The organism is Streptomyces sulphureus DSM 40104 (assembly GCF_000381025.1).
In the GTDB taxonomy this organism is placed as follows: Bacteria; Actinomycetota; Actinomycetes; order Streptomycetales; family Streptomycetaceae; genus Streptomyces; species Streptomyces sulphureus.
This window is the reverse complement of sequence record NZ_KB905815.1, coordinates 26,201-46,396: the sequence shown is the minus strand read 5'-3', so window position 1 is coordinate 46,396 and position 20,196 is coordinate 26,201. Positions and strand designations below refer to the sequence as shown.

Sequence of the window (20,196 nt, the reverse complement as noted above, 5' to 3'; positions counted from 1 at the left end):
TGACCCTCCGATTCGGGTTGGTGCTGCGGGCGGCGCTTCCCGGCTCACGGGGCGCCCGGCGGAACGAAGTCGAGCCCCGGTGGCGGGCCCTCCTCGACGAGGCGGAGCAGCGCGTCCGTGTCGAGGTACTCCTCCACCAGGTCGCCGAGCAGGTCGAGTTGGGCCTCGCGGAGCGCGGCGAAGCTCGTCGAGGGGGCGGGGGTGAAGTCGCGGCCCGTCACGCCTGCGACCTCGCGGAGGAGCGCGCGGCGGAAGGCGTCGCACTCCAGCGTGCCGTGCCAGTGCGTGCCGCTCACCGAACCGACGCGGCATCCGTCGATCGCCCGTCCCCCGGCGTCGACGGTGAAGGGTTCGCCGCCTTCGACCTCCGCGACGCCGTGGTGGATCTCGTACCCCTCCAGCGGCTCCTCGAGCGCGAACCCGTGCGGGCGCGCCAGGGTCTTCTCCGCCGCGAAGCGCACCCGGACCGGGAGCAGCCCCAGCCCGTCGACGGTCCCGGCGCGGGACTCCACGTCGTCCTCGATGCGCTCGCCGAGGAGCTGGTAGCCGCCGCAGATGCCCAGCACGGGCCGGCCCTCGGCCGCGCGCTTCCGCAGCGCGCCGTCGAGCCCCCTGGCGCGCAGCCACTCCAGCGCGCGGACCGTGCCGCGGGTGCCGGGGACCACCACCAGGTCCGCGTCGTCGAGCTCCTCGGACCGCTCGGCGTACCGGACGACGACGCCCGGCTCCGCGCCGAGCGCGTCGACGTCGGTGAAGTTCGACATCAGCGGAACGGCGAGGACGGCGACGCGCAACACCTCGCGCCCGTACGGCGGTTGCACGGCCGCACGGCCGCGGCCGAGCGAGAGCCCGTCCTCCGCGTCGATGCCGATGCCCTCGCGGTGGGGGAGCACCCCCAGCGTGGGACGTCCGGTGAGCTTCTCCAACATCGCGAGTCCCGGCGCCAACAGCCCCCGGTCCCCGCGGAACTTGTTGACGACGTACCCGGCGAGGTGGGCCTGGTCCTCGGGCGCCAGCAGCGCCGTCGTGCCGAAGAACGAGGCGAAGACGCCGCCCCTGTCGATGTCGCCCACGACCACGGCGGGCAGCCCGGCCGCCCGCGCAAGGCCCATGTTGACGAGGTCGGTGCCGCGCAGGTTGATCTCTGCCGGGCTGCCCGCGCCCTCGCAGATCACCGCGTCGTGGGTGCGCCGCAGCTCCTCCAGGCATGCGACGACGGTGCCGAGGAGCTCGCCCCGTCCGCGGAACGCGGGACGCTCGGGATCGGCCTCCCCCTCGGCGAAGTAGCCGTGCGCGCTGAGCTCGCCCACCGGCCGTCCCAGCAGCACCACCTGGCTGCTGCGCTCCCCGCCCGGCTTCAGCAGCACCGGGTTCATCAGCGCGGACGGCTCGACGCCTGCCGCCGCTGCCTGCATCGCCTGCGCCCTGCCGATCTCCGCACCGTCGGCCGTGACGAACGAGTTGAGGGACATGTTCTGCGCCTTGAACGGCGCGACGTTCCACCCGCGCCGCCGCAGCCACCGGCAGATCCCCGCCGTGACCACGCTCTTGCCCGCGTCCGAGGTGGTGCCGAGCACCAGCAGCCCGCCGCTCACCGGCCCTCCCCGCGGCGAAGGGCGCCCGCGGCGAGGCGGGCGGAGACGACGAGACCGAGCGAGACGACCGAGACCGTCCGGGAGAGACGCACCGCGCGGGGTATGTCCGAAGGTTCGACGGCGCGGCCCGGAGCGTTGAGTACCGGACGCTGCTCGGTGCGGCCCCCGTACGAGAGCGTCCCGCCGAGGCGCACACCGAGCGCACCGGCGAACGCGGCTTCCACGGGGCCCGCGTTGGGGCTCGGGTGCCGGTGCGCATCGCGCCGCCAGGCGCGGAGCGCGGCCCGCGGCTCCGGGCCCGCGAGGGCAGCCGTCGCGGCCGTGAGCCGGGCGCCGGGGAAGCCGGCCGCGTCGTCGAGGCGGGCCGAGGCCCAGCCGAACCGGCGCAGTCTGGGCGAGCGGTGGCCGACCATGGCGTCGAGCGTGTTGACGGCGCGGAAGCCGACGAGTCCCGGAAGCCCGGCGGCGGCACCCCACACCAGGGCGCCGACGACCGCGTCCGAGGTGTTCTCCGCGACCGACTCGACGACGGCGCGGGCGAGCCCGTCGGCGTCGAGCGCCTGCGGGTCGCGTCCGCACAGATGCGGGAGGCGGGCACGGGCCCCGTCGAGATCACCGCGCCCGAGGGCTTCGCCGACGGCCTGCGCCTCGGCCGCAAGTCCCGTACCGCCGAGGACGCTCCAGGCGGCAGCGGCCGTGAGGCCGGCGGTCGCCGTGGCGCCCGCACCGCGTGCCAGGCGCGCGAGCGCCGCCGCGGCCGCCGCGGCCCCGCCGGCGCAGAGCGCCGTGTAGGCGGCGCCCGCGGCGCGGTCGTCGCGCCACAGCCGTGCCTCCAGCGCGGCGGCGGTACGGCCGAAGGCGGCGACGGGGTGGCCCCTCCGCGGGTCGCCGAAGGCGAGGTCGGCGGCGAAACCGAGGACGAGCCCCGCGAGTTCGGGGCGCGCCCCGATACGAAAGTGATCCCCTGCGCGTGCGGGCGCGGGGGACGGCGGATGCGGCATGCTCAGCCCGCCGCCTCGCCGGCGCGCGCCGGCCCGCGGGGTGCGGTGGTCTGTCGGCGCGGGCGGGTCGCGCCCGAGGCGCCGCGGCGTACGGCGGAGAAGCCACGCATGGCAGGTGTCCTCACTCAGGGTCCTCGCCCTGGCTCGACGTGACCGGCGGTGGAAGTCTCCTGGCTCCCCGGCTCTGCACGCCTTCCCCGCCTTCCGGCCGGCACCGTCGCGGTGGTCGGCCGTGGCTTCTGGGGGACGCTCCCCGGTGACAGTGGCGGGACCGCGCCGGATTCGCACCGGCTTCCTCCCTGCCGCCGTTTCGGCAACGGCAGTTCACCACGCGGGGGTGAACCCGTCAACTCGCACATGACCTGCGACGGCGCGGTGCGGGCCGACACACCGCGGGGCCGGCGGAGCACTGCTCCACCGGCCCCGCGGCGTCCTCCGTGCGGGCCCGACGGCGAACCGGGCGCCCGCGCACGGGAGTTGACACGAGTCAGGCGGCGATCAGCCAGATGCCGAACCCGACGGCCCCCGCGCACAGCGCGTAGCAGGCGTACGCGCCGACCCTCGCCGGAGTGTGCACGCTGCCGTCGGCCCTGCGCGTACCGCCGCCGACGATCCCGGCGGTGAAGAGTCCGACGAGCACCACGGTCGCCAGCAGGCTGACCCCGAAGACCTCGCCGAGCGCGCCCCAGTCGATGTACATGGTTCTGCCTTCCTGTTCAGGGGAGCAGCGGCGCCGAGCCGGCCCGCTGCGGCGTCTCGGCAGCGGTCTCGGCCGCCTGCACGGCCGCGGGCCGCTGTGCGGGGGCGCCGTCGACCGCTGCCAACGCCTCCTGCGCGGCGGCGGTTTCGGCCTCGCTGCCCTGTGCGGGGCCTGCGGGCGGCGGTGCGACCGAGCGCATCGCGGTGGTCACGACGCCGGCCGGCTCCGGCTCGGGGAGCGAGGCGCCGGGGCTCGGCTCGTCGAAGACGGAGTCGTCGTTGACGTTGGTGTGGTCGACGGGCTCGCGGCGCGAACGGGCCCAGATGACGAGGCAGATGGCGAGCGCGAGGACCGCGACGGTGGCGACGCCCCAGTCGCCCTGCCCGGCGAGGAGCGCCGAACCCGCGGCGACGAGCCCGGCCGCCGGCAGCGTCAACCCCCAGCCGACGACCATCCGTCCCGCCGTCGACCAGCGCACCACGCCGCCCTTGCGCCCGAGGCCCGCGCCCATCACGGCGCCCGAGCAGACGTGGGTCGTGGAGAGCGAGAAGCCGATGTGCGACGAGGCGAGGATCGTCGCTGCCGCGCTGGTCTGGGCGGCGAAGCCCTGCGGCGGTTGGATGTCGGTGATGCCCTTGCCCATGGTGCGGATGATGCGCCAGCCGCCGAGGTAGGTGCCGAGCGCGATCGCGATGCCGGCCGACGCGATGACCCACACCGGCGGGTCGGAACCGGGCGCGAGGGCGCCGCCCGTGACGAGCGCCAGCGTGATGACGCCCATCGTCTTCTGCGCGTCGTTGGTGCCGTGTGCGAGCGAGACGAGCGCCGCCGAGGTGATCTGCCCCGCGCGGTAGCCCTTGAAGGTCTGCTGCTCGTCCGCGTTCTTCGCCACCCGGTAGGTGAGCCTCGTCGAGAGGGTCGCCGCGATGCCTGCGACGAGCGGCGCCGCCAGCGCGGGTATGAGCACCTTCATCACGACGACCCCGCCGTTGACCGCACCCATGCCGACGGACGCGACCGTGGCACCGATCAGACCTCCCATCAGGGCGTGCGAGGAGCTGGAGGGGAGTCCGGCGAGCCAGGTCAGCAGATTCCAGATGACCGCGCCCACCAGCCCGGCGAAGATCACTTCAGGTCGGACGCCGGCGCTTTCGTCGATGATCCCGGAGGAGATGGTCTTGGCGACCTCGATCGAGAGGAAGGCGCCGACCAGGTTGAGCACGGCCGACATGCCCACCGCCACTTTGGGCTTGAGCGCCCCGGTGGAGATGGTCGTTGCCATGGCGTTGGCCGTGTCGTGGAAACCGTTCGTGAAGTCGAACACCAAGGCCGTGACGATCACGATCCCGATGAGAAGCGTGATGTGTTCCATGCACCAGGCACAATCAGTTCGAAGGGGAGTGACAGGCCGAACGTAGGGACGGTGGGTGAACGGAAGGTGAACTGGGCCCAGCGCCCGGGTGTCCAGCGCCCCCGGTCTTCGGAATGCCGAGTCGTACACCGCTGACCTGCACATCCGCAGCCGACTCCACCCCCGTATGTAACCTGCGTCACACCGCCTCTGCGGCCTCGCACGCCTCGCGTTCCCCGCCGTTCACCGCCGGGCTTTGGTACCGGCGACGGGCGGCGGGTCCTGTCGCCACGGCCGCGCGCACGCCCGTCTCCTCCGCCGACGGGAGGCACGCTTACCGGGGCAGCGACTCGGCGTAACTGCCAACGTCAGATGCGGAGTTGAGCGCGGGACGGTCACGACCGAGCCGCGAAGGCACAGGGGTCACGACGGTCGGGGTCCGACAGGCGACGATGCTTGGCGAGTCGGCCGCGCGGTTGGTCTGTCGACCGCCAACCGTGGCAGGGCCCTGCCGACCCGGACTCGTACCGGGCGTCGGCCTCCCGCGGGACCGCACAGCGGGGAGGGCGTTCCCGCCCCGGTCCAGCCGACCTCCGCACAACTTCCCCACACACCGGCGCGGTTCGGCGGCCGACCGACACCACCCGTCCCGAGCCCTACCGGCGCCCCGCCCCCTCCTCGCCCGCCTCCACCCCGGCCGACGTCGCATGCGTGAGCCGCATCTTCGACTGGCGGTGCGGGAGTTGCTCCCAGTCCGACATGAACTCCGCGGTGAGTCCGTGGCGTTCGGCGAGCGCGGCGAGCGTCTCGGTGCGGTAGTAGAAGTCCTCGCGCAGCACGTGGTGTTCGCGTCCTGTCGTCCGGTCGAAGGTGAAGTCGAAGCGGCCGCCGGGGGCGAGGACGCGGCCGACGTGGGCGAAGCACTCCTCGATGACCTCGGGCGGCGAGTGCGAGAAGACGCTGTGCGCCTGGACTACCGTGAAGTGCCCGGCCGGCAGGAAGTCGAAGGTGAGGTCACGGGTGACGGCGAGGTGCGGCAGCCGGTCCTGCAGCCCGTACCGGACGAGCGTCCGCTTCGCCGCGACGAGGATGTCGGGCGAGATGTCGACCCCGTAGTAGTTCCCTGGCTCCAGGTACTCGATGAACCGCCAGCCGGCGCGCAGGTTGCCGCAGCCGATGTCGAGCATCCGGTCCTGCGGGGTGAGCCCGTGCGCGCGCAGGTAGTCGAACTGCATCCGGCCGATGCGCAGCCAGATCTCCTCGCCGTCGTGCCCGCCCACCGCGCTCTCCGGACTCCGCGCGGCGTCCGAGGCCATCACCGCGCGGTAGTACGAGACGTGGTCGCGGTGGCGTGCTCGTAGCCAGGCGTCCCGCGCGGCCCGGCGCAGATGCGTGGGGACCCGCTCGGGGTGGCGCAGCACGAAACCGGCCTTGTGCAGCAGCGTGCCGCGGCGCATGGGCGGGCCGTACGACGGGCGTGATCGGGCCATGGGTCCTCCTCGATGGTCACCGGAACCGTCCGTGTCGGCAACGTAGCACTGCGTTGCGAAGCCCGCCCTTCCACGAGGTACGACGGCGCACCCCCGGCCCTGCGCCCGGAAAGCGCGGGATAGCCTGCGGGAGGAGGTGTACGAAATGGAAGAAGCCTGGCGCCAGTTGGTGGCCACGGCCCGACGTACGGTCGAGGACGGACTCGTCGTGGGCACGTCGGGGAACGTCTCGTGCCGGTTCGGTGACACCGTCCTCGTGACGCCGAGCGGTGTCGCCTACGACCGCCTCGACGACGGCGACCTCTGCGCCGTCGACCTGGAGGGCGAAGTGACGGCCGGCACCGCGGTGCCGACGAGCGAGCTGCCGATGCACCTGGCGATCTACCGCACCACCGCAGCCCGCGCGGTGGTCCACACGCACGCGGTCCACGCCACCGCCGCCTCCACCCTCGTCGACGAGCTGCCGCCGATCCACTACATGGCGGCCGCCCTCGGCGGCCCCGTACGCGTCGCGCCGTACGCCACCTACGGCAGCCCCGAGCTCGCCGCGCACATGACCGAGGCGCTCCGCGACCGCAACGCCTGCCTCCTCCGCAACCACGGCACCGTCGCGTACGGCGACACCCTGGATCAGGCGTACGACCGCACCGCGCAGCTCGAGTGGATGTGCCGCGTCTGGCTCACCGCCTCCACCGTCGGGCAGCCGAGCCTCATCGCCCCCGACGAACTCCGGCGCGTGGCCGAGAAGCTGAGCGGATACGGGCAGCGCGCGAGCTGAAGGGCGACGCGCCCGGGTGGCCTCCGTCCACCGCGTAACGGAAACTGGCCGGGATGCGAGCACGTACCGCGGCGGCCCTGGCCGCCGGAACCTTCCTCGGTACCGGCGCGGCAGCCGTGGCGGCCGGCCGGTGGGCCGCGGGCGCCGCGCTGCCGGTCCGCCGCTCGGGCGCCCCGGTGCCGGCCGGCTTCGAGGGGCCGGCGCTCACCGTCCACGCCATCGGCGACGCCCGGATCGCGCTCACCCGCTCCCTCGCCACCCTGCGGCCCGGCGTCTACGGCGTCCAGGGCAAGTCGGGCCACGCCCAGGTCGGGCCCGTCCTCCCCGACGAGTCGGCGCGCGCCGAGGCGCACGTCGTGCTGCGCCGGCTGCTGACGGCCGACTGGGACCTCCCGCGCGCGGGAAGCACCGTGCGCCTCACGCCCCAGTTGCGCACCGGCGACCCGCAGAGCGCACTCGGCATCGACTTCTCCGACGTCGACGTACCGGGCGAACTCGGCGCCCTCCCCGCCTGGTTCGTCCCCGGCGACCGCAAGACCTGGGTGCTCGCCGTGCACGGCCTCGGCACCACGCGGGAGCTCGCGCTCAACCTGCTCCCCTTCCTTCGCGAACAGCGCCTCCCCGTCCTCGCGCTCGCCTACCGGGGCGACGCGGGCGCCCCCGGGCGCGCTCCCCGGCGCCCCGGCGGCCCCGAGTGGCACGACCTCGACGCGGCCGTCCGGTACGCCGTGCGGTACGGAGCGCGCCGGGTCGTCCTGCTCGGTTGGTCGAGCGGCGCGACGATGGCCCTGCGCACCGCGTGCGAGTCGCCGCTCCGGGAGCGGATCGCCGGCCTCGTCCTCGACTCGCCCGTGCTCGACCCGGCCGCCGCCCTTCGTGCACTAGCCGCCGCGCACCACGTACCGAAAGCGCTGCTTCCGCTCGCCGCCCGTGCCGCCAGGGGAGAGGCGGAGAACCCCGCCCAGGAGTCCGTCGTCGAGCCCTCGCACCTGCGCGTCCCCACGCTCCTCGTGCACGGCCCCGACGACACCGTCGCCGACTGGGAAGGCTCGCGCGCACTCGCCGCGGCCCGCCCCGCACGCGTCACCCTCCACACCGTCCCGCACGCGCCGCACTCCGCGATGTGGAACGCCGACCCCGACGGGTACGAACAGACCCTCGGACGGTTCCTCATCCCGCTGATGTGAGGGTCCTCCGAAACCGTCCCACGCACCCCAACTCCCGCTCCAGGCACGGCTCGACGCGGCGAAAAGGGGACCCCAGATTTGGGCGGGCGCGGGGCACCGTGAAGACTGCTCCCGTGACGTCGTCCCGTACACCGCGAGAGAGCCGGCTCCGCCTGGTACCCAGTACGCCCGCAGCGGCCGTGCACCGCAAGGTCACGGTCCCGAGGACCAGGACGGCGCCGCCCCCGCCCGAAGGCGTGCTGCCGCCCGAGCGCCTTGCCGAACAAGCCAGGGCAGCCCTGGAGGGCGCGGTACGCCTGGCCCGCTGGGCGGCCGAGACCGGCCTCTCACCGCACGCCGACCCCGCGGCCGCACGCGCGGCCGCCGAGGTGCTCGGCGACGCCGCGCCCGTACCTGCCGCATGGGACCGGGCACGCCTCGCCGGCCTCGTGGAGCTCCACGGCGAACAGGTGCGCGCCGGTTGGCGGTTGCACGCCTGGGAGCGCGACGACGCCGCCGTGCTCCGCGGCTGGGTCGCCCTCTTCGACGCCTGGTCGCTCGCCCACCCGCCGCCCTCTGCGCTCCATGCGGGGCTCGCGGCGGAGACGGTGCAGGCGGTCCCGCAGTTCCTCTCCGTCATGCACCTCTCCGCCGGCCCCGTGTCGTTCAGCCTCCTCCAGGAGCTCCTCACCGGGCGGATCGAGGAGCTCCGCGCCGAACGGGACCCGGAGCACCCGGTCCGCGTCACCACCGAGGCCGAGGACGCACTCGCCGGCGTCCTCGACTGGGCGCTCGACGGCCTCTCCGGCGTCGGCGCCCTGGTGCGCTGCCCCGACGAGGGCCTCGAACTCACCGGCCCCAAGGGCGGCCCGCGCCAAGGCTCCGCCGTGCTCACCCCGTTGGGCAACTGGGCGGTGTGGACGAAGCTGGAGCAGATCTGCGTCGCCGCGCAGAGCCCGGCCGGCAACATCGAGCACGCCGCCGCCGACATGCTCCGCGGCTGCGCCCGCCTCACCCCGGGCCCCGCCCGCGCCGAGTACCGCGCCTGGCTCGCCGCACGTCCGACGGGGCCCGCCGTCACCGAACTCCTCGACGCCGCAAGGGGAGAGGACCCGCTCACGCGCGGGCTCGCCTTCGAGGCGCTGCGCGTCGTGGGCGAGCCCGCGGAGGGCGCCGTCCGCGAGGCGGCGGCCGAATCCGTGCTGCGTCCCTACGCACTGCTCTGGCTCGCCGAGCTGGCCGGCGCCGACCCCGAGGAGCTCGCTGCCGAGGTGGCGTCGCCGCACGGGGTGCTCACGCGGGAGGAGGCGACGTGGCTGTGGGTGGACACGGCGGCGGCCGTCGCCGACCACGGGGAGGAGCGGCTCCTCGTCGACCACCTCGACACCGCGGTGCAGGGCTCCGTCCCGCGGCTCCTGGAGGAGGTCCGCGCCAGCGGGCATCCGCGCACCGTCCAGGTCCTCGTCGCCCTCGCGGCCGCCCACCCGGACCCGGTGCTGGCGAAGGCGGTGCGCAGGGCGGCGTTCCAGGTGCACACAGGCGGGGAGTGAGGGCTTCGCCGCCCGACCAGGAAATCGGTTTGCGCTGCGCCGTTAGACTGGGGGGCATGCCTTACCTCCTCGTGCATTAGACGTGCGTACAGGGCCCGACCACGTCGCGCCCGTCCGCCGCAGACCTCAGTACGCACGTCCTTTTTCCTGCCTTGGAGTTCTCTGTGATCACCGTTTCCGGTCTTGAACTGCGCGTCGGCGCCCGCGTCCTGATCGAGTCGGCCAGCTTCCAGATCGCGCCCGGCGACCGCATCGGCCTCGTCGGCCGGAACGGCGCAGGCAAGACGACCCTCACCAAGTGCCTCGCCGGCGAGGGCACCCCGACGGCGGGCACCATCAGCGGCGGCGGCGAGGTGGGCTACCTCCCCCAGGACCCGCGCACGGGGGACCTCGACATCCTGGCGAGGAACCGCATCCTCGCCGCCCGCGGTCTCGACCGCGTCATCGACGGCATGCGGAAGAACGAAGAGCTGATCGCGAGCGCGGAGGGCACGCAGCGTGAGCGTGCGATGCGCAAGTACGAGCGTCTGGAGACCGAGTTCCTCACCAAAGGCGGTTACGCCGCCGAGTCCGAGGCCGCGACGATCGCCGCCAGTCTCGGGCTCCCCGAACGCATCCTCGACCAGCCGCTCCGCACCCTCTCCGGCGGCCAGCGGCGTCGCGTCGAACTCGCCCGCATCCTCTTCTCGGACGCCGACACCCTCCTCCTCGACGAGCCGACCAACCACCTCGACGCCGACTCCATCGTCTGGCTCCGGGACTTCCTCAAGTCCTACCGCGGCGGCCTCGTGGTGATCTCCCACGACGTCCAGTTGATCGAGACCGTGGTCAACAAGGTCTTCAACCTCGACGCCAACCGCTCGGCGCTCGACATCTACAACATGGGCTGGCACCAGTACGTCGTCCAGCGCGAGGACGACGAGAAGCGGCGCAAGCGGGAGCGGGCCAACGCGGAGAAGAAGGCGTCCGCCCTCAACTCGCAGGCCGACAAGATGCGCGCCAAGGCGACGAAGGCGGTAGCCGCCAAGAACATGGCCCGCCGCGCGGAGAAGCTCCTCTCGGGCCTGGAGGAGGAGCGCCGGTCCGACAAGGTCGCCAAGCTCCGCTTCCCCGAGCCGGCCTCCTGCGGCCGGACACCGCTGATGGCCGAGGACCTCTCCAAGTCCTACGGCTCGCTGGAGATCTTCAGCGGCGTCGACCTCGCGGTCGACCGCGGCTCCCGCGTCGTCATCCTCGGCCTCAACGGCGCGGGCAAGACGACGCTGCTGCGGCTCCTCGGCGGTGTCGAGGAGCCGGACACCGGGAAGGTCGTCGCGGGGCACGGACTCAAGCTCGGCTACTACGCGCAGGAGCACGAGACGCTCGACCCGGACCGCACCGTCCTGGAGAACATGCGCTCCTCGGCCCCCGACATGGACCTCGTCGAGATCCGGAAGACGCTGGGCTCCTTCCTCTTCTCCGGCGACGACGTCGACAAGCCGGCCGGCGTCCTCTCCGGCGGCGAGAAGACCCGTCTCGCGCTCGCGACCCTCGTGGTCTCCTCGGCGAACGTCCTGCTCCTCGACGAGCCGACCAACAACCTCGACCCCGCGAGCCGCGAGGAGATCCTCGGCGCGCTCCGCACCTACACGGGCTCCGTCGTCCTCGTGACGCACGACGAGGGCGCGGTCGAGGCGCTCCAGCCGGAGCGGATCATTCTGCTCCCCGACGGGGTCGAGGACCTCTGGAGCGCCGAGTACGCCGACCTCGTCGCCCTCGCGTGAGCCGGTGGGCCCGAGCGTGATCCATCCCGTCTGGATCATTCGGCCGACCGCTGATCCTTCATCTGCGTGAGGGCGGCTCGTACCCCCCTCGCGTCCCACCCGCGGGCGCCCGGCGTGCGGTAGCGCACCGTGCCGCACGCCTGCTCGCGCGACCTCCCCGCTGACCTGCCGGTTCCGCGCGGTGCTGCACGGCGGCGGCTGCGGAGCGTGGCGGAATCCCCAATTCCACCGGCCTGTAGGCGGATGCAGACGCATGGGTCTCTCGCACGGACCTTGCCGAATGGGTGGCCAGAACCCGGAGGAGGGGTGATCATGAGAGTCACAGAGCGCACTTCCCACGAGGAGGCACGGGTGGCCGAGACTCTGAAGAAGGGCAGCCGGGTGACCGGCGCCGCGCGCGAGAAGCTCGCGGCAGACCTCAAGAAGAAGTACGACTCCGGTGCGAGTATCAGGGCGCTCGCCGAGGAGACGGGCCGTTCCTACGGCTTCGTTCATCGCATGCTGAGCGAATCCGGCGTGACCCTCCGTGGCCGCGGCGGAGCAACGCGGGGAAAGAAGTCGGCCTCGTCCTGACCGGCCTTCCGAGCACCGCTCCCGGTGGTTACTCTTCGGTTAACTAAGCCACTGAGTAACCACCGGAGGATGCCCGATGACCCTGCTGGAGAAGGACGGCGTACGGCTCACCAGGGACGGTGCCGTGGCCACGGTCACGCTCGCCAACCCCTCCAAGCGCAACGCCCAGACGCCTGCCATGTGGCGGGCGCTCGTCGAGGCGGGGCGCGCGGTCCCCGGTGACGTGCGCGTCGTCGTCCTCCGCGGTGAGGGCAAGTCCTTCTCCGCCGGGCTCGATCGGCAGGCGTTCGAGCCCGAGGGGTTCGAGGGCGAGCAGTCGTTCCTGAGCATGGCGCAGGGCCCCGAGGAGCAGCTCGACGAGACCATCGCCGCCTACCAGGAGGCGTTCACCTGGTGGCGGCGGAACGATCTGATCACGGTTGCGGCCGTGCAGGGCCATGCCATCGGCGCGGGCTTCCAGTTGGCGCTCGCCTGCGATCTGCGCGTGTGCGCGGACGACGTCCAGTTCGCCATGCGCGAGACGAGCCTCGGCCTCGTCCCCGACCTCACCGGCACCCGGCCGCTCGTCTCCCTCGTCGGCTACGCGCGTGCGCTGGAGATCTGCGCGACGGGCAGGTACGTACGCGCGGAGGAGGCCGAACGCTGCGGCCTCGCCAACCTCGTCGTCCCCGCGGACCAGCTCGACGGCGCCGTCGCCGACCTCGCCGCCGCGCTCCTCGCCCCGCCCCGCGACGCCGTCGTCGAGACGAAGGCGCTCCTCGCCGGTGCCGCCGGGCGTTCGCTCGACGAGCAGCGCGCCGCCGAACGGGCGGCACAGGGACGGCGGTTGCGGGACGTCTTCGCCGTCGCCGACTGAGCAGCCCTACGCGCCGACGTCGGTGACGAGCACCGCAGCCGTCGCCGAAGCCCCCTGCGCCGCAGCCGCATCGAGCGCGGCCCTGCGCGCGGCGCGTGCGGTGTCCAGCGGGCCGTGGCCCGGCCTCGTGGCCAACTGCACGAGGAGATGGGCCTCTTGGCCGTCGGGCCCCGGCTCCACGGCGACCTCCTCGTCGCGGAGCCCGAGCCGGCGCAGGGTCGAGCCGAGACGCGACGAGGTGTCCGCGACGCCGGGCACCGCGCGGACGGCGGCGGTCACGGCCGCGGCGAGGCCCTGCCGCCCGCCGCCGTCGCCGGAGTCCGAGGACGCGCCGGAATCATGAACTTCCGCGGTGCGCGCGGAGGTTGGCCCGTCGGGCGCGTTTCTCTCGCCGCCGGCGTCCTCTTCGGCCTCGAGCATCCCGACCACCTCCAGGTCGGCCGCGTGCACGCGGAGCCCGAGCCGCTCGTCGGCGGCGGCGAGGAGGGCGGTGCGCAGCCGCTCGGCCGCGGCGGGGAACGGCTCGGCGCCCGACGCCGAGAGCGTCGCGGTGAGGCGGAGAGGTCCGGGAGGGAGCGCGCTCGGCGGGGGCTCCACGACCGGTTCACCCGCGTCGTCCGGGTCCTGGGAGAGGCGCAGCTCCTCGGTGCGCACCCCTCGGACATCTTCCACGGCTCTCAGCAGCACTGCGACGGCGGCGCTTTCGGCGATCCAGGCGGCGTCCGCCGGGTCGCCGAGGGGCAGCAGCCTGCCGAGGCTCAGCCGCTGGCGCACCGCCTCGGCCAGGGTGTCGACGGGCATCCGGCTCACTCCTCTCCGCGGTGCGGACGCGCCCCGCGTCACCACCACAGTGCCCCACCGGGGCCACCCGGCGGGCAGCGCCACCCTTTCGGCCGTGCATGTGCGAGCCGTGCCTGGCGGAGCACGCTTAGTGTGGCACCGGAACGGCGAGGCGCGGGCCGAGGCACGTCCTCCACATTCCCGGAAAGGGGCCCAGGCATGTCCGAAGGCGAAACGGCGGCCGGCGAGCGACAGCGCGGCGAAGGCGACGGCGAGCGGACGTACGCCCGCCGCGGCGGGGGAGACCCGGCGGCGCGCGGCCGGACGACGATCGCCGACGGCGTCGTCGAGAAGATCGCAGGGCTTGCGGCCCGTGACATCACCGGTGTCCACGCGATGGGCAGCGGCCTGGCGCGCACCCTCGGCGCCGTCAAGGACCGGGTCCCGGGCGGGAAGTCGGTCTCGCGCGGCGTCAAGGCAGAGGTCGGCGAGGTGCAGACGGCGCTCGACGTGGAGATCGTCGTCGAGTACGGCGTCTCCGTCCCGGACGTCGCACGTGCCGTGCGGGAGAACATCGTCTCGGCGGTGGAGCGGATGAGCGGCCTGGAGGTCGTGGAGGTGAACATCGAGGTGAGCGACGTGAAGCTCCCCGACGAGGAGGACGAGGACGAGGACCGGCCGCGGCTGCAGTGACCGCGGCCTCTGGGCCGCGCGACGTGCGCCGCCCGGCGACTTCAGCGAAGGAGCGCACACCATGAACATGGCTGCTATCGGCTTGCTCGCCGGTATGGCGCTGGGATTCGCCGGATACTTCGGCGGCTTCGGCGCTTTCCTGCTTGTTGCGGCGCTCGGCGCCATCGGATTCGTCGCCGGCAGGTTCGCCGACGGCGACCTGGAGCCGGGCGAGTTCTTCCGTTCGACGCGCGAGGGCGGGCGACGCAGGTGACGTTCGGCGCCGGGACGTACAGGGCTGGGAAGGAGGGGTGGTGCCGTGGACCCGGGTGAGGTGCCGAGCGCGGAGCGGGGATCGCTGAAGGTCTCCGACCGCGTCGTCGCGAAGGTCGCGTCGCAGGCCGCGCGCGAGGCGCTGCGGCCGGCGGGGCGTGCGCGTACGAAGCAGGACCCGCCGGCGCGGCTGCCGGGCGCCGACGTGACGGTGCGGGAGTGGTCGGCGCGGGTGCGCGTCGTGCTGGAGCTCGGCTACCCGTCCGACATCGGGGCCCAGTGCGGGGCGGTGCGTCGCCAAGTCGCCAAGCGGGTAAGGGAACTTGTCGGCATGGACGTGCCGGACGTCTCCGTCGAGGTGGAGCGGTTGCACTCCGCCGAGCTCGACGGCGAGGCTCCGGGGAGGGTCAGATGAGCGACGAGCACGTCACGTTGGAGAAGGCGTACCCGCCCGCGGGCGGGCTGGAGCAGTCGGCCTCCTCCGCGGTCTACGACCCCGAGGCACCCGCCCGGCGGGGTGGGCGCTTCTGGTCGGCGAGACGCGTCCCCGCCGCCCTCCTCGCGCTGCTGATCCTGGCGGCGTCCGGGCTGCTTCTCTACGACGTCGCCGCCGTGCGCGCGCGGCAGCAGGCGATGTCCTGGCGGCGCTCGCTCGCCGAGGAGCTGGCGGCCACCCGCATCGACAGCGTCCCCGTCCTCGCGGGGGCGTCGTTCGCGGCGCTGCTCGGAGTGGTGCTGATCGTCATGGCGCTCACCCCCGGGCTGCGGACGGTGCTCTCGATGCGGAGGGAGTCGCCCGAGGTGCGTGCGGGGCTGGAGCGGAGCGCGGCCGAACTGGTGCTGCGCGACCGGGCGATGGACGTCTCCGGGGTGCAGTCGGTGCGCGTGCTGGTCGGACGCGGGAAGGTGCGGGCGCGGGCGGAAGCGCACTTCCGGGACCTGGACCTCGTCCGGGCCGACGTGGACGCCGCGCTGGACGAGGGGATCAGGCAGCTGGGGCTCGACCGGCCGCTCTCCCTTTCGGTCCGCGTCCGACGTCCGGCGAAGCGATGAGGCGGAGGCGGGAACCATGCTGCGGATCGTGAACCGGGTCGTCGTCGGGGTGATCGGGCTGGTGCTGCTCGTACTCGGCCTCGGCGCTCTCGTCGGCGGCCTCGACCTGCCGTACCGCTGGGGGTTCTCGATGCCCTCGTGGTGGCCGTGGCGCGTGGGCGGGGACGCGGTGCTCTCGGAGCAGGACCGGACGCGGTGGACGGGCGAGGGATGGTGGTGGCCCGTGGTCTTCGCCGTGCTCGGGCTCCTCGTCGTGCTCTCGCTGTGGTGGCTGCTGGCACAACTGCGGCAGCACCGGCTCAAGGAGGTGCTCGTCGAGACGCCGGGCGCCGAGGGCGAGGCGGGTCCTGCCGCAGAGAGGTCGGCCGCGTTGCTGCGGGGCAGAGCGCTGGAGAACGTACTCGCCGCCGACGCCGAGGAGTTGCCAGGGGTCGACCGGGCCCGTGCGGTGCTGCTCGGCAAGCGGCGCCGGCCGCGGGTGCGCGTGGGGCTGACGCTGGCGGCGCACGCGGAGCCGGGTCCCGAGATGGTGCGGCTCCGCACCGGGGCGCTGACGCGTGCGCGTACCTCGGCCGGGCTGGAGGAGCTGCCGGCCGAGGTACGGCTGCGCAGCTCCAAGCACCGTGCGGAGCGCGTGAGTTAGGCGGAGCCCCCGGCACGCGCCTCGACATCGGCGCGTGCCGGGGGCCGCGTGCCTCAGATCGCGTGGAGGCTGCCGCCGTCGACCGGGAGCATCACGCCGGTGAGGTAGGAGGCGGCGGGGGAGAGGACGAACGTCGCGGTGCGGCCGAACTCCTCGGGGGTGCCGTAGCGGCGGAGCGGGATGCCGGACTCCTGGCGGGAGCGCGCCGCGTCGGCGTCGCCGCTGACCGAGTCGAGGTAGGTGATGCGCTCGGTCGCGATGCGGCCCGGCAGGAGGCCGAGGACGCGGATGCCGCGCGGGCCCGCCTCGTTGGCGAGGGTCTTCGCGAAACCGGCGAGCCCGGGGCGCAGGCCGTTGGAAAGGGTGAGGCCGCCGATCGGCTCCCGCACGGAGCCGGAGAGGACGAACGCGACGACGCCTCCTTCGCCAAGCTCCTGCACCGCGGCGCGGGCGAGGCGGACGGCGCCCAGGAAGACCGTCTCGAAGGCGGAACGCCACTGCTCGTCGGTGAGTTGGTCGGCGGGGAGCCCGGCCTGCGGGCCGCCGACGCTGACGAGGACGCCGTCGAAGCCGCCGAACCGTTCGCGGGCCGCGGCGATGAGGCGGTCGGGGGTGTCCTCGGCGGCGTTGTCGGCGGCGACGCCGACGGCCGAGTCCGCGCCGAGCGCCTCGGCCGCGTCACCGGCCGCCTGCTCCGTCCGCCCGGAGACGACCACCTTGGCGCCCTCGGAGACGAGTTGCCGTGCGGTGGCGAAACCGAGGCCGCGGGTGCCCCCGGTGACGATGTAGACGCGGTTGCTCAGTCCAAGATCCATGGGAGCAGTCTCCTCCACGGTGTACGGCGCGCGTCACGGGGTCCGCGCTACCGGGCGCTCTCCTGCGCGGGTTGCGGCGCCGGCCCGTCCGCCTCGGGCGGTGGCGACGCCTCGGCCGTCGTCCCGGTGCCGGGGGCCGCCTGCTCCTTCAACTCGCGCCGCAGGAGCACCACCCAGCCGACGGGCACGGCGCCGGTGAAGAGCCACCACTGGATCGCGTACGCCATGTGCGGGCCGATTCCGCTGTGGTCGGGTTCGGGGAGCACCTCGGGCTGGCCGCTGCCGCCCGTCGGTGTGCTCTTCTCCAACTGCACGTAGCCGCCGAGGAGCGGCCCCTCGAGGTCCGCGGCGCGCTGCCCGCTGTTGATCAGCATCACCTGGCCGTCGGGCAGGCCCTTGGTGTCCCGGATGCCGCTGGCCTCGGTCGTCTCGTCGGGCATGACGCGACCGGTCACCTCGACCTCGCCGGACGGCGGGGCGGGGGCCTCCTGCTGCTTGGTCTGGTCCCCGTCGCCCTCGAACCAGCCGCGGTTGACGAGGACAGCGGTGCCGTCGGCGCGGACGAGCGGGGTGACGACGAAGTAGCCGATCGTCTGCTCGTCGGGGCCCGTGCGGTGGCGTACCAGCACCTCGTGCGCGGTGTCGTAGCGGCCCTCGGCGGTGACGGTGCGGAACTTCGCCTGTTTGGCGGGGCCTTCACCGACGCCTGTGAGCCGGTCGACGGGGACGGCGGGGGCGGCGAGCGCCGCCGCGACCTGGTCGTTCCTGGCGACTCTGTCCTCGTGGCGGTGGTACTGCCAGAAGCCCAGTTTGATCATCACCGGGATCAGCAGGAGCCCGAGGAGGGTGAGTGCGACCCATTGGCGGGTCAGCAGGAAGCGGTACACACTCCATGACCGTACCCAAAGGGTGTCAGCGGTTCGGCGCTGGGGCCACCGTCTGGAGGAGTTGGCTGAACGCGGCCTCGTCGACGACCGGGGTGCCGAAGGTGCGGGCCTTCGTCGTCTTGGAGGTGGCGGCCTCGGGGTCGTTGGTGACGAGGAGGCTGGTGAGGCGCGAGACGCTGCCCGAGATGTGCAGCCCGGCCTCGATCGCGCGGTCCTCCAGGAGTTCGCGGTCGACGGTGGTGTCGCCGGAGATCGCCACCCGCATCCCCTGGACGAGGCAGCCGCCCGGCTGGTACCGCCCCGGGTTGGGGAAGGGACAGGCGGGGCGCTTCCTCGACGGGCGCCAGCCGTGGCCGTACGGGCGTCCGCCGCTGGAGGTGCCGCGGACGACCGGGTCGGACCACTCGGTGAGGGGGCGGCAGGCGAGGAGCGGCAACTGCGTCTCCTGCGCCGCGGCCTGGTGGAGGCTGGGGCGGAAGACCTCGGCGAGCACGCGCGCGTCGTCGAGGGCGTGGTGTGCGTGCTGCTGGACGACGCCGAAGTGCGCGGCGAGCGACTCCAACTTGTGGTTGGGGAGCGGCAGTCGGAGCTCCTTGGAGAGCGCGATGGTGCACAGGCGGCGGTTGACCGGCGCCGTCCGCTTCGCTCGCGCGAACTCGCGGGCGATCATCGACCAGTCGAAGACGGCGTTGTGCGCCACGAGCACGCGGTCGGCAAGGCGTTCGGCGAACTCCTCCGCGATCTCGGCGAACCGCGGGGCACGGGCGAGCTCTTCGGCGGTGAGGCCGTGAATCCAGGTGGGCCCGGGGTCGCGTTCGGGGTTGACCTGTGTGTACCAGTGGTCCTCGATCTCGCCTCTGGCGTCGACGCGGTAGACGGCGGCGGAGACTATGCGGTCGTCCTTGGCGAGGCCGGTGGTCTCGACGTCCACGACCGCGTAGCCGTGCGGGTAGGCCGCGGGCCAGTGCGGGGCGGCGGGCTGCGCGGGGACGGTGCGGGGGGCCGTCCCTTCGGAGGGTGCCGTGTGCTTGTCGAGCATGGTCCCAGAGAATACGGGGCGCTACTGACAGTGCCGCACCCCCGTCCCTCCCACGGGCGACGCAACGCGCGTACGGCGTGCCGTCAGGCGCCCGTGCACCATCGTCCAACCCCGGTCGGACGCACGGGAGTTCGTCGGCGGGGGAGAGGTTTCCGTACTCCTCGGTAACGACCCCTGGTGGGCCCGCGGGGCGCAGCTCTACCGTGCTGGCATGCCAGCCAACCTGCCCGATGTCGTGCTCTGGTCGGTCCCCGCCTTCGTCCTCCTCACCGTGGTCGAGATGGTCGGCTACCGGCTCCGCCCCGACGAGGACGCCGCCGGATACGAGGCCAAGGACGCCGCCACCAGCGTCACCATGGGCGTGGGGAGCCTCGTCTTCGACGCGCTGTGGAAGATACCGATCGTCGCGGTCTACGCGGCCGTGTACGAACTCACCCCGCTCCGGGTGCCGATCGCGTGGTGGTCGCTGCCGCTGATGCTCCTCGCCCAGGACTTCTTCTACTACTGGTCGCACCGCGGCCACCACGTCGTGCGCATCCTGTGGGCGTGCCACGTCGTCCACCACTCCAGCCGGAAGTTCAACTTCACGACCGCGCTGCGGCAGCCGTGGACGAGCTGGAGCGTCTGGCCGTTCTACCTGCCGCTGATCGCACTCGGCGTCCACCCGGCCGCTCTCGCCTTCTGCTCGTCGGCGAACCTCGTCTACCAGTTCTGGGTGCACACCGAGCGGGTGGGCAGGCTGCCGCGCCCCGTCGAATGGCTCTTCAACACGCCGTCGCACCACCGAGTGCACCACGCCTCCCAAGGCGGCTACCTCGACCGGAACTTCGGCGGCATCCTCATCGTCTGGGACCGCCTCTTCGGCAGCTTCACGCCGGAGACCGAGCCGTGCGTCTTCGGCCTGACGAAGAACATCGACACCTACAACCCGCTGCGCGTGGCCACCCACGAGTACGTCGCCATCGGCCGCGACCTGCGCGCGGCGCACGGCTGGCGGGAGCGCGCGGGGCGGCTCTTCCGCGGCCCCGGATGGCAGCCGGAGGTCCGGGCGCGGCCCGCCGAGACCGGTGCCGCGGAGCCGCGGGCCGAGCAGAAGCCGGCGAAAGGCTGAGTCAACCACCTTGCGATGCAAGGGACTTGGACGTGCGACGGAGGGGCGGAGCCGTGGCTCCACCCCTCCGCTGTGGTGCTCCCCGGAGACCGGGGCGTTC

Annotated in this window: 21 protein-coding genes and 1 riboswitch; of the genes, 12 read left to right on the top strand and 9 right to left on the bottom strand. The window is 73.5% G+C overall.

The genetic code is table 11. The annotated features are described in order from the left end of the window. Positions 1-44: 44 nt before the first annotated feature. The 5 genes from F603_RS0108285 to F603_RS0108265 form a co-directional block, all read right to left on the bottom strand. Complete coding sequence (locus tag F603_RS0108285; RefSeq protein WP_019545543.1) at positions 45-1,595, bottom strand: cobyric acid synthase; 1,551 nt, start codon at positions 1,593-1,595, stop codon at positions 45-47. Continuing rightward, positions 1,592-2,596 (bottom strand): cobalamin biosynthesis protein, encoded by a 1,005-nt coding sequence (locus F603_RS0108280; RefSeq protein WP_019545542.1) that lies wholly within the window; start codon positions 2,594-2,596, stop codon positions 1,592-1,594. Before F603_RS0108280 ends, F603_RS0108285 begins: the two co-directional genes overlap by 4 nt. 144 nt (positions 2,597-2,740) lie before the next feature. Next, a riboswitch (cobalamin riboswitch) is annotated at positions 2,741-2,940 on the bottom strand. 143 nt (positions 2,941-3,083) lie between these two features. After that, positions 3,084-3,296 carry a hypothetical protein gene (locus F603_RS0108275; RefSeq protein WP_019545541.1) on the bottom strand — a complete coding sequence of 71 codons (213 nt, stop codon included), beginning with the start codon at positions 3,294-3,296 and terminating at the stop codon, positions 3,084-3,086. Between the two features lie 16 nt (positions 3,297-3,312). Then, positions 3,313-4,668 carry an inorganic phosphate transporter gene (locus F603_RS0108270; protein ID WP_019545540.1) on the bottom strand — a complete coding sequence of 452 codons (1,356 nt, stop codon included), beginning with the start codon at positions 4,666-4,668 and terminating at the stop codon, positions 3,313-3,315. 635 nt (positions 4,669-5,303) lie between these two features. Beyond that, entirely contained in the window at positions 5,304-6,137 is an 834-nt protein-coding gene (locus F603_RS0108265) for a class I SAM-dependent methyltransferase (RefSeq protein ID WP_019545539.1), read from the bottom strand. 145 nt (positions 6,138-6,282) lie between these two features. Here F603_RS0108265 and F603_RS0108260 point away from each other — a divergent pair, with 145 nt between their 5' ends. The 6 genes from F603_RS0108260 to F603_RS0108235 all read left to right on the top strand — a co-directional run bounded on the left by F603_RS0108260 (position 6,283) and on the right by F603_RS0108235 (position 12,823). After that, entirely contained in the window at positions 6,283-6,915 is a 633-nt protein-coding gene (locus F603_RS0108260) for a class II aldolase/adducin family protein (protein ID WP_019545538.1), read from the top strand. Between the two features lie 53 nt (positions 6,916-6,968). Further along, complete coding sequence (locus F603_RS0108255; protein WP_019545537.1) at positions 6,969-8,102, top strand: alpha/beta hydrolase family protein; 1,134 nt, start codon at positions 6,969-6,971, stop codon at positions 8,100-8,102. 236 nt (positions 8,103-8,338) lie between these two features. Then, a complete protein-coding gene (locus F603_RS0108250) occupies positions 8,339-9,631 on the top strand; it encodes a hypothetical protein (protein ID WP_019545536.1) in 1,293 nt (430 codons plus the stop codon). A 164-nt stretch (positions 9,632-9,795) separates the two neighbouring features. After that, positions 9,796-11,394 carry an ABC-F family ATP-binding cassette domain-containing protein gene (locus F603_RS0108245; protein WP_019545535.1) on the top strand — a complete coding sequence of 533 codons (1,599 nt, stop codon included), beginning with the start codon at positions 9,796-9,798 and terminating at the stop codon, positions 11,392-11,394. A gap of 351 nt (positions 11,395-11,745) precedes the next feature. Further along, a complete protein-coding gene (locus tag F603_RS0108240) occupies positions 11,746-11,967 on the top strand; it encodes a helix-turn-helix domain-containing protein (RefSeq protein ID WP_016907245.1) in 222 nt (73 codons plus the stop codon). A gap of 76 nt (positions 11,968-12,043) precedes the next feature. Beyond that, positions 12,044-12,823, top strand: a complete 780-nt coding sequence (locus F603_RS0108235) for an enoyl-CoA hydratase/isomerase family protein (RefSeq protein ID WP_019545534.1) — start codon at positions 12,044-12,046, stop codon at positions 12,821-12,823. A 6-nt stretch (positions 12,824-12,829) separates the two neighbouring features. Here the strand turns inward: F603_RS0108235 and F603_RS0108230 are convergent, their stop codons facing one another. Further along, complete coding sequence (locus tag F603_RS0108230; protein WP_019545533.1) at positions 12,830-13,624, bottom strand: hypothetical protein; 795 nt, start codon at positions 13,622-13,624, stop codon at positions 12,830-12,832. 198 nt (positions 13,625-13,822) lie between these two features. On the opposite strand from F603_RS0108230, the gene F603_RS0108225 reads away from it, so the two are divergent. The 5 genes from F603_RS0108225 (at position 13,823) to amaP (ending at position 16,244) form a co-directional block, all read left to right on the top strand. Then, a complete protein-coding gene (locus tag F603_RS0108225; RefSeq protein WP_019545532.1) occupies positions 13,823-14,296 on the top strand; it encodes an Asp23/Gls24 family envelope stress response protein in 474 nt (157 codons plus the stop codon). Between the two features lie 61 nt (positions 14,297-14,357). Next, on the top strand, positions 14,358-14,549 hold the full coding sequence (locus F603_RS0108220) for a hypothetical protein (protein WP_016907249.1): 192 nt from the start codon (positions 14,358-14,360) through the stop codon (positions 14,547-14,549). Positions 14,550-14,594: 45 nt separating this feature from the next. Beyond that, on the top strand, positions 14,595-14,963 hold the full coding sequence (locus F603_RS0108215) for an Asp23/Gls24 family envelope stress response protein (protein WP_019545531.1): 369 nt from the start codon (positions 14,595-14,597) through the stop codon (positions 14,961-14,963). After that, complete coding sequence (locus F603_RS0108210) at positions 14,960-15,601, top strand: DUF6286 domain-containing protein (protein WP_019545530.1); 642 nt, start codon at positions 14,960-14,962, stop codon at positions 15,599-15,601. The genes F603_RS0108215 and F603_RS0108210 overlap by 4 nt, the downstream gene beginning before the upstream one ends. A gap of 16 nt (positions 15,602-15,617) precedes the next feature. Further along, a complete protein-coding gene (amaP, locus tag F603_RS0108205; RefSeq protein WP_019545529.1) occupies positions 15,618-16,244 on the top strand; it encodes an alkaline shock response membrane anchor protein AmaP in 627 nt (208 codons plus the stop codon). 53 nt (positions 16,245-16,297) lie between these two features. Here amaP and F603_RS0108200 read toward each other — a convergent pair whose 3' ends face one another. From F603_RS0108200 to F603_RS0108190, 3 genes are read right to left on the bottom strand one after another with little or no spacing between them, the layout of a single operon-like run. Further along, complete coding sequence (locus F603_RS0108200; RefSeq protein WP_019545528.1) at positions 16,298-17,059, bottom strand: SDR family oxidoreductase; 762 nt, start codon at positions 17,057-17,059, stop codon at positions 16,298-16,300. 47 nt (positions 17,060-17,106) lie between these two features. Beyond that, entirely contained in the window at positions 17,107-17,946 is an 840-nt protein-coding gene (locus tag F603_RS0108195) for an SURF1 family cytochrome oxidase biogenesis protein (protein WP_019545527.1), read from the bottom strand. A 25-nt stretch (positions 17,947-17,971) separates the two neighbouring features. Continuing rightward, positions 17,972-18,985 carry a DEDDh family exonuclease gene (locus F603_RS0108190; RefSeq protein WP_019545526.1) on the bottom strand — a complete coding sequence of 338 codons (1,014 nt, stop codon included), beginning with the start codon at positions 18,983-18,985 and terminating at the stop codon, positions 17,972-17,974. A 211-nt stretch (positions 18,986-19,196) separates the two neighbouring features. Here F603_RS0108190 and F603_RS0108185 point away from each other — a divergent pair, with 211 nt between their 5' ends. Next, positions 19,197-20,096, top strand: coding sequence for a sterol desaturase family protein (locus tag F603_RS0108185; RefSeq protein WP_019545525.1), 900 nt, complete (start codon positions 19,197-19,199; stop codon positions 20,094-20,096). The last annotated feature ends 100 nt before the right edge of the window (positions 20,097-20,196 follow it).

Excerpts from the sequence above, each read along its gene's own strand:
- amaP (WP_019545529.1), top strand. The coding sequence starts at position 15,618 with ATGCTGCGGATCGTGAACCGGGTCGTCGTCGGGGTGATCGGGCTGGTG.
- F603_RS0108255 (WP_019545537.1), top strand. The coding sequence starts at position 6,969 with ATGCGAGCACGTACCGCGGCGGCCCTGGCCGCCGGAACCTTCCTCGGT.
- F603_RS0108265 (WP_019545539.1), bottom strand. The coding sequence starts at position 6,137 with ATGGCCCGATCACGCCCGTCGTACGGCCCGCCCATGCGCCGCGGCACG.
- F603_RS0108275 (WP_019545541.1), bottom strand. The coding sequence starts at position 3,296 with ATGTACATCGACTGGGGCGCGCTCGGCGAGGTCTTCGGGGTCAGCCTG.
- F603_RS0108230 (WP_019545533.1), bottom strand. The coding sequence starts at position 13,624 with ATGCCCGTCGACACCCTGGCCGAGGCGGTGCGCCAGCGGCTGAGCCTC.
- F603_RS0108220 (WP_016907249.1), top strand. The coding sequence starts at position 14,358 with ATGAACATGGCTGCTATCGGCTTGCTCGCCGGTATGGCGCTGGGATTC.
- F603_RS0108200 (WP_019545528.1), bottom strand. The coding sequence starts at position 17,059 with ATGGATCTTGGACTGAGCAACCGCGTCTACATCGTCACCGGGGGCACC.
- F603_RS0108190 (WP_019545526.1), bottom strand. The coding sequence starts at position 18,985 with ATGCTCGACAAGCACACGGCACCCTCCGAAGGGACGGCCCCCCGCACC.
- F603_RS0108270 (WP_019545540.1), bottom strand. The coding sequence starts at position 4,668 with ATGGAACACATCACGCTTCTCATCGGGATCGTGATCGTCACGGCCTTG.
- F603_RS0108210 (WP_019545530.1), top strand. The coding sequence starts at position 14,960 with ATGAGCGACGAGCACGTCACGTTGGAGAAGGCGTACCCGCCCGCGGGC.
- F603_RS0108235 (WP_019545534.1), top strand. The coding sequence starts at position 12,044 with ATGACCCTGCTGGAGAAGGACGGCGTACGGCTCACCAGGGACGGTGCC.
- F603_RS0108225 (WP_019545532.1), top strand. The coding sequence starts at position 13,823 with ATGTCCGAAGGCGAAACGGCGGCCGGCGAGCGACAGCGCGGCGAAGGC.
- F603_RS0108280 (WP_019545542.1), bottom strand. The coding sequence starts at position 2,596 with ATGCCGCATCCGCCGTCCCCCGCGCCCGCACGCGCAGGGGATCACTTT.
- F603_RS0108185 (WP_019545525.1), top strand. The coding sequence starts at position 19,197 with ATGCCAGCCAACCTGCCCGATGTCGTGCTCTGGTCGGTCCCCGCCTTC.
- F603_RS0108260 (WP_019545538.1), top strand. The coding sequence starts at position 6,283 with ATGGAAGAAGCCTGGCGCCAGTTGGTGGCCACGGCCCGACGTACGGTC.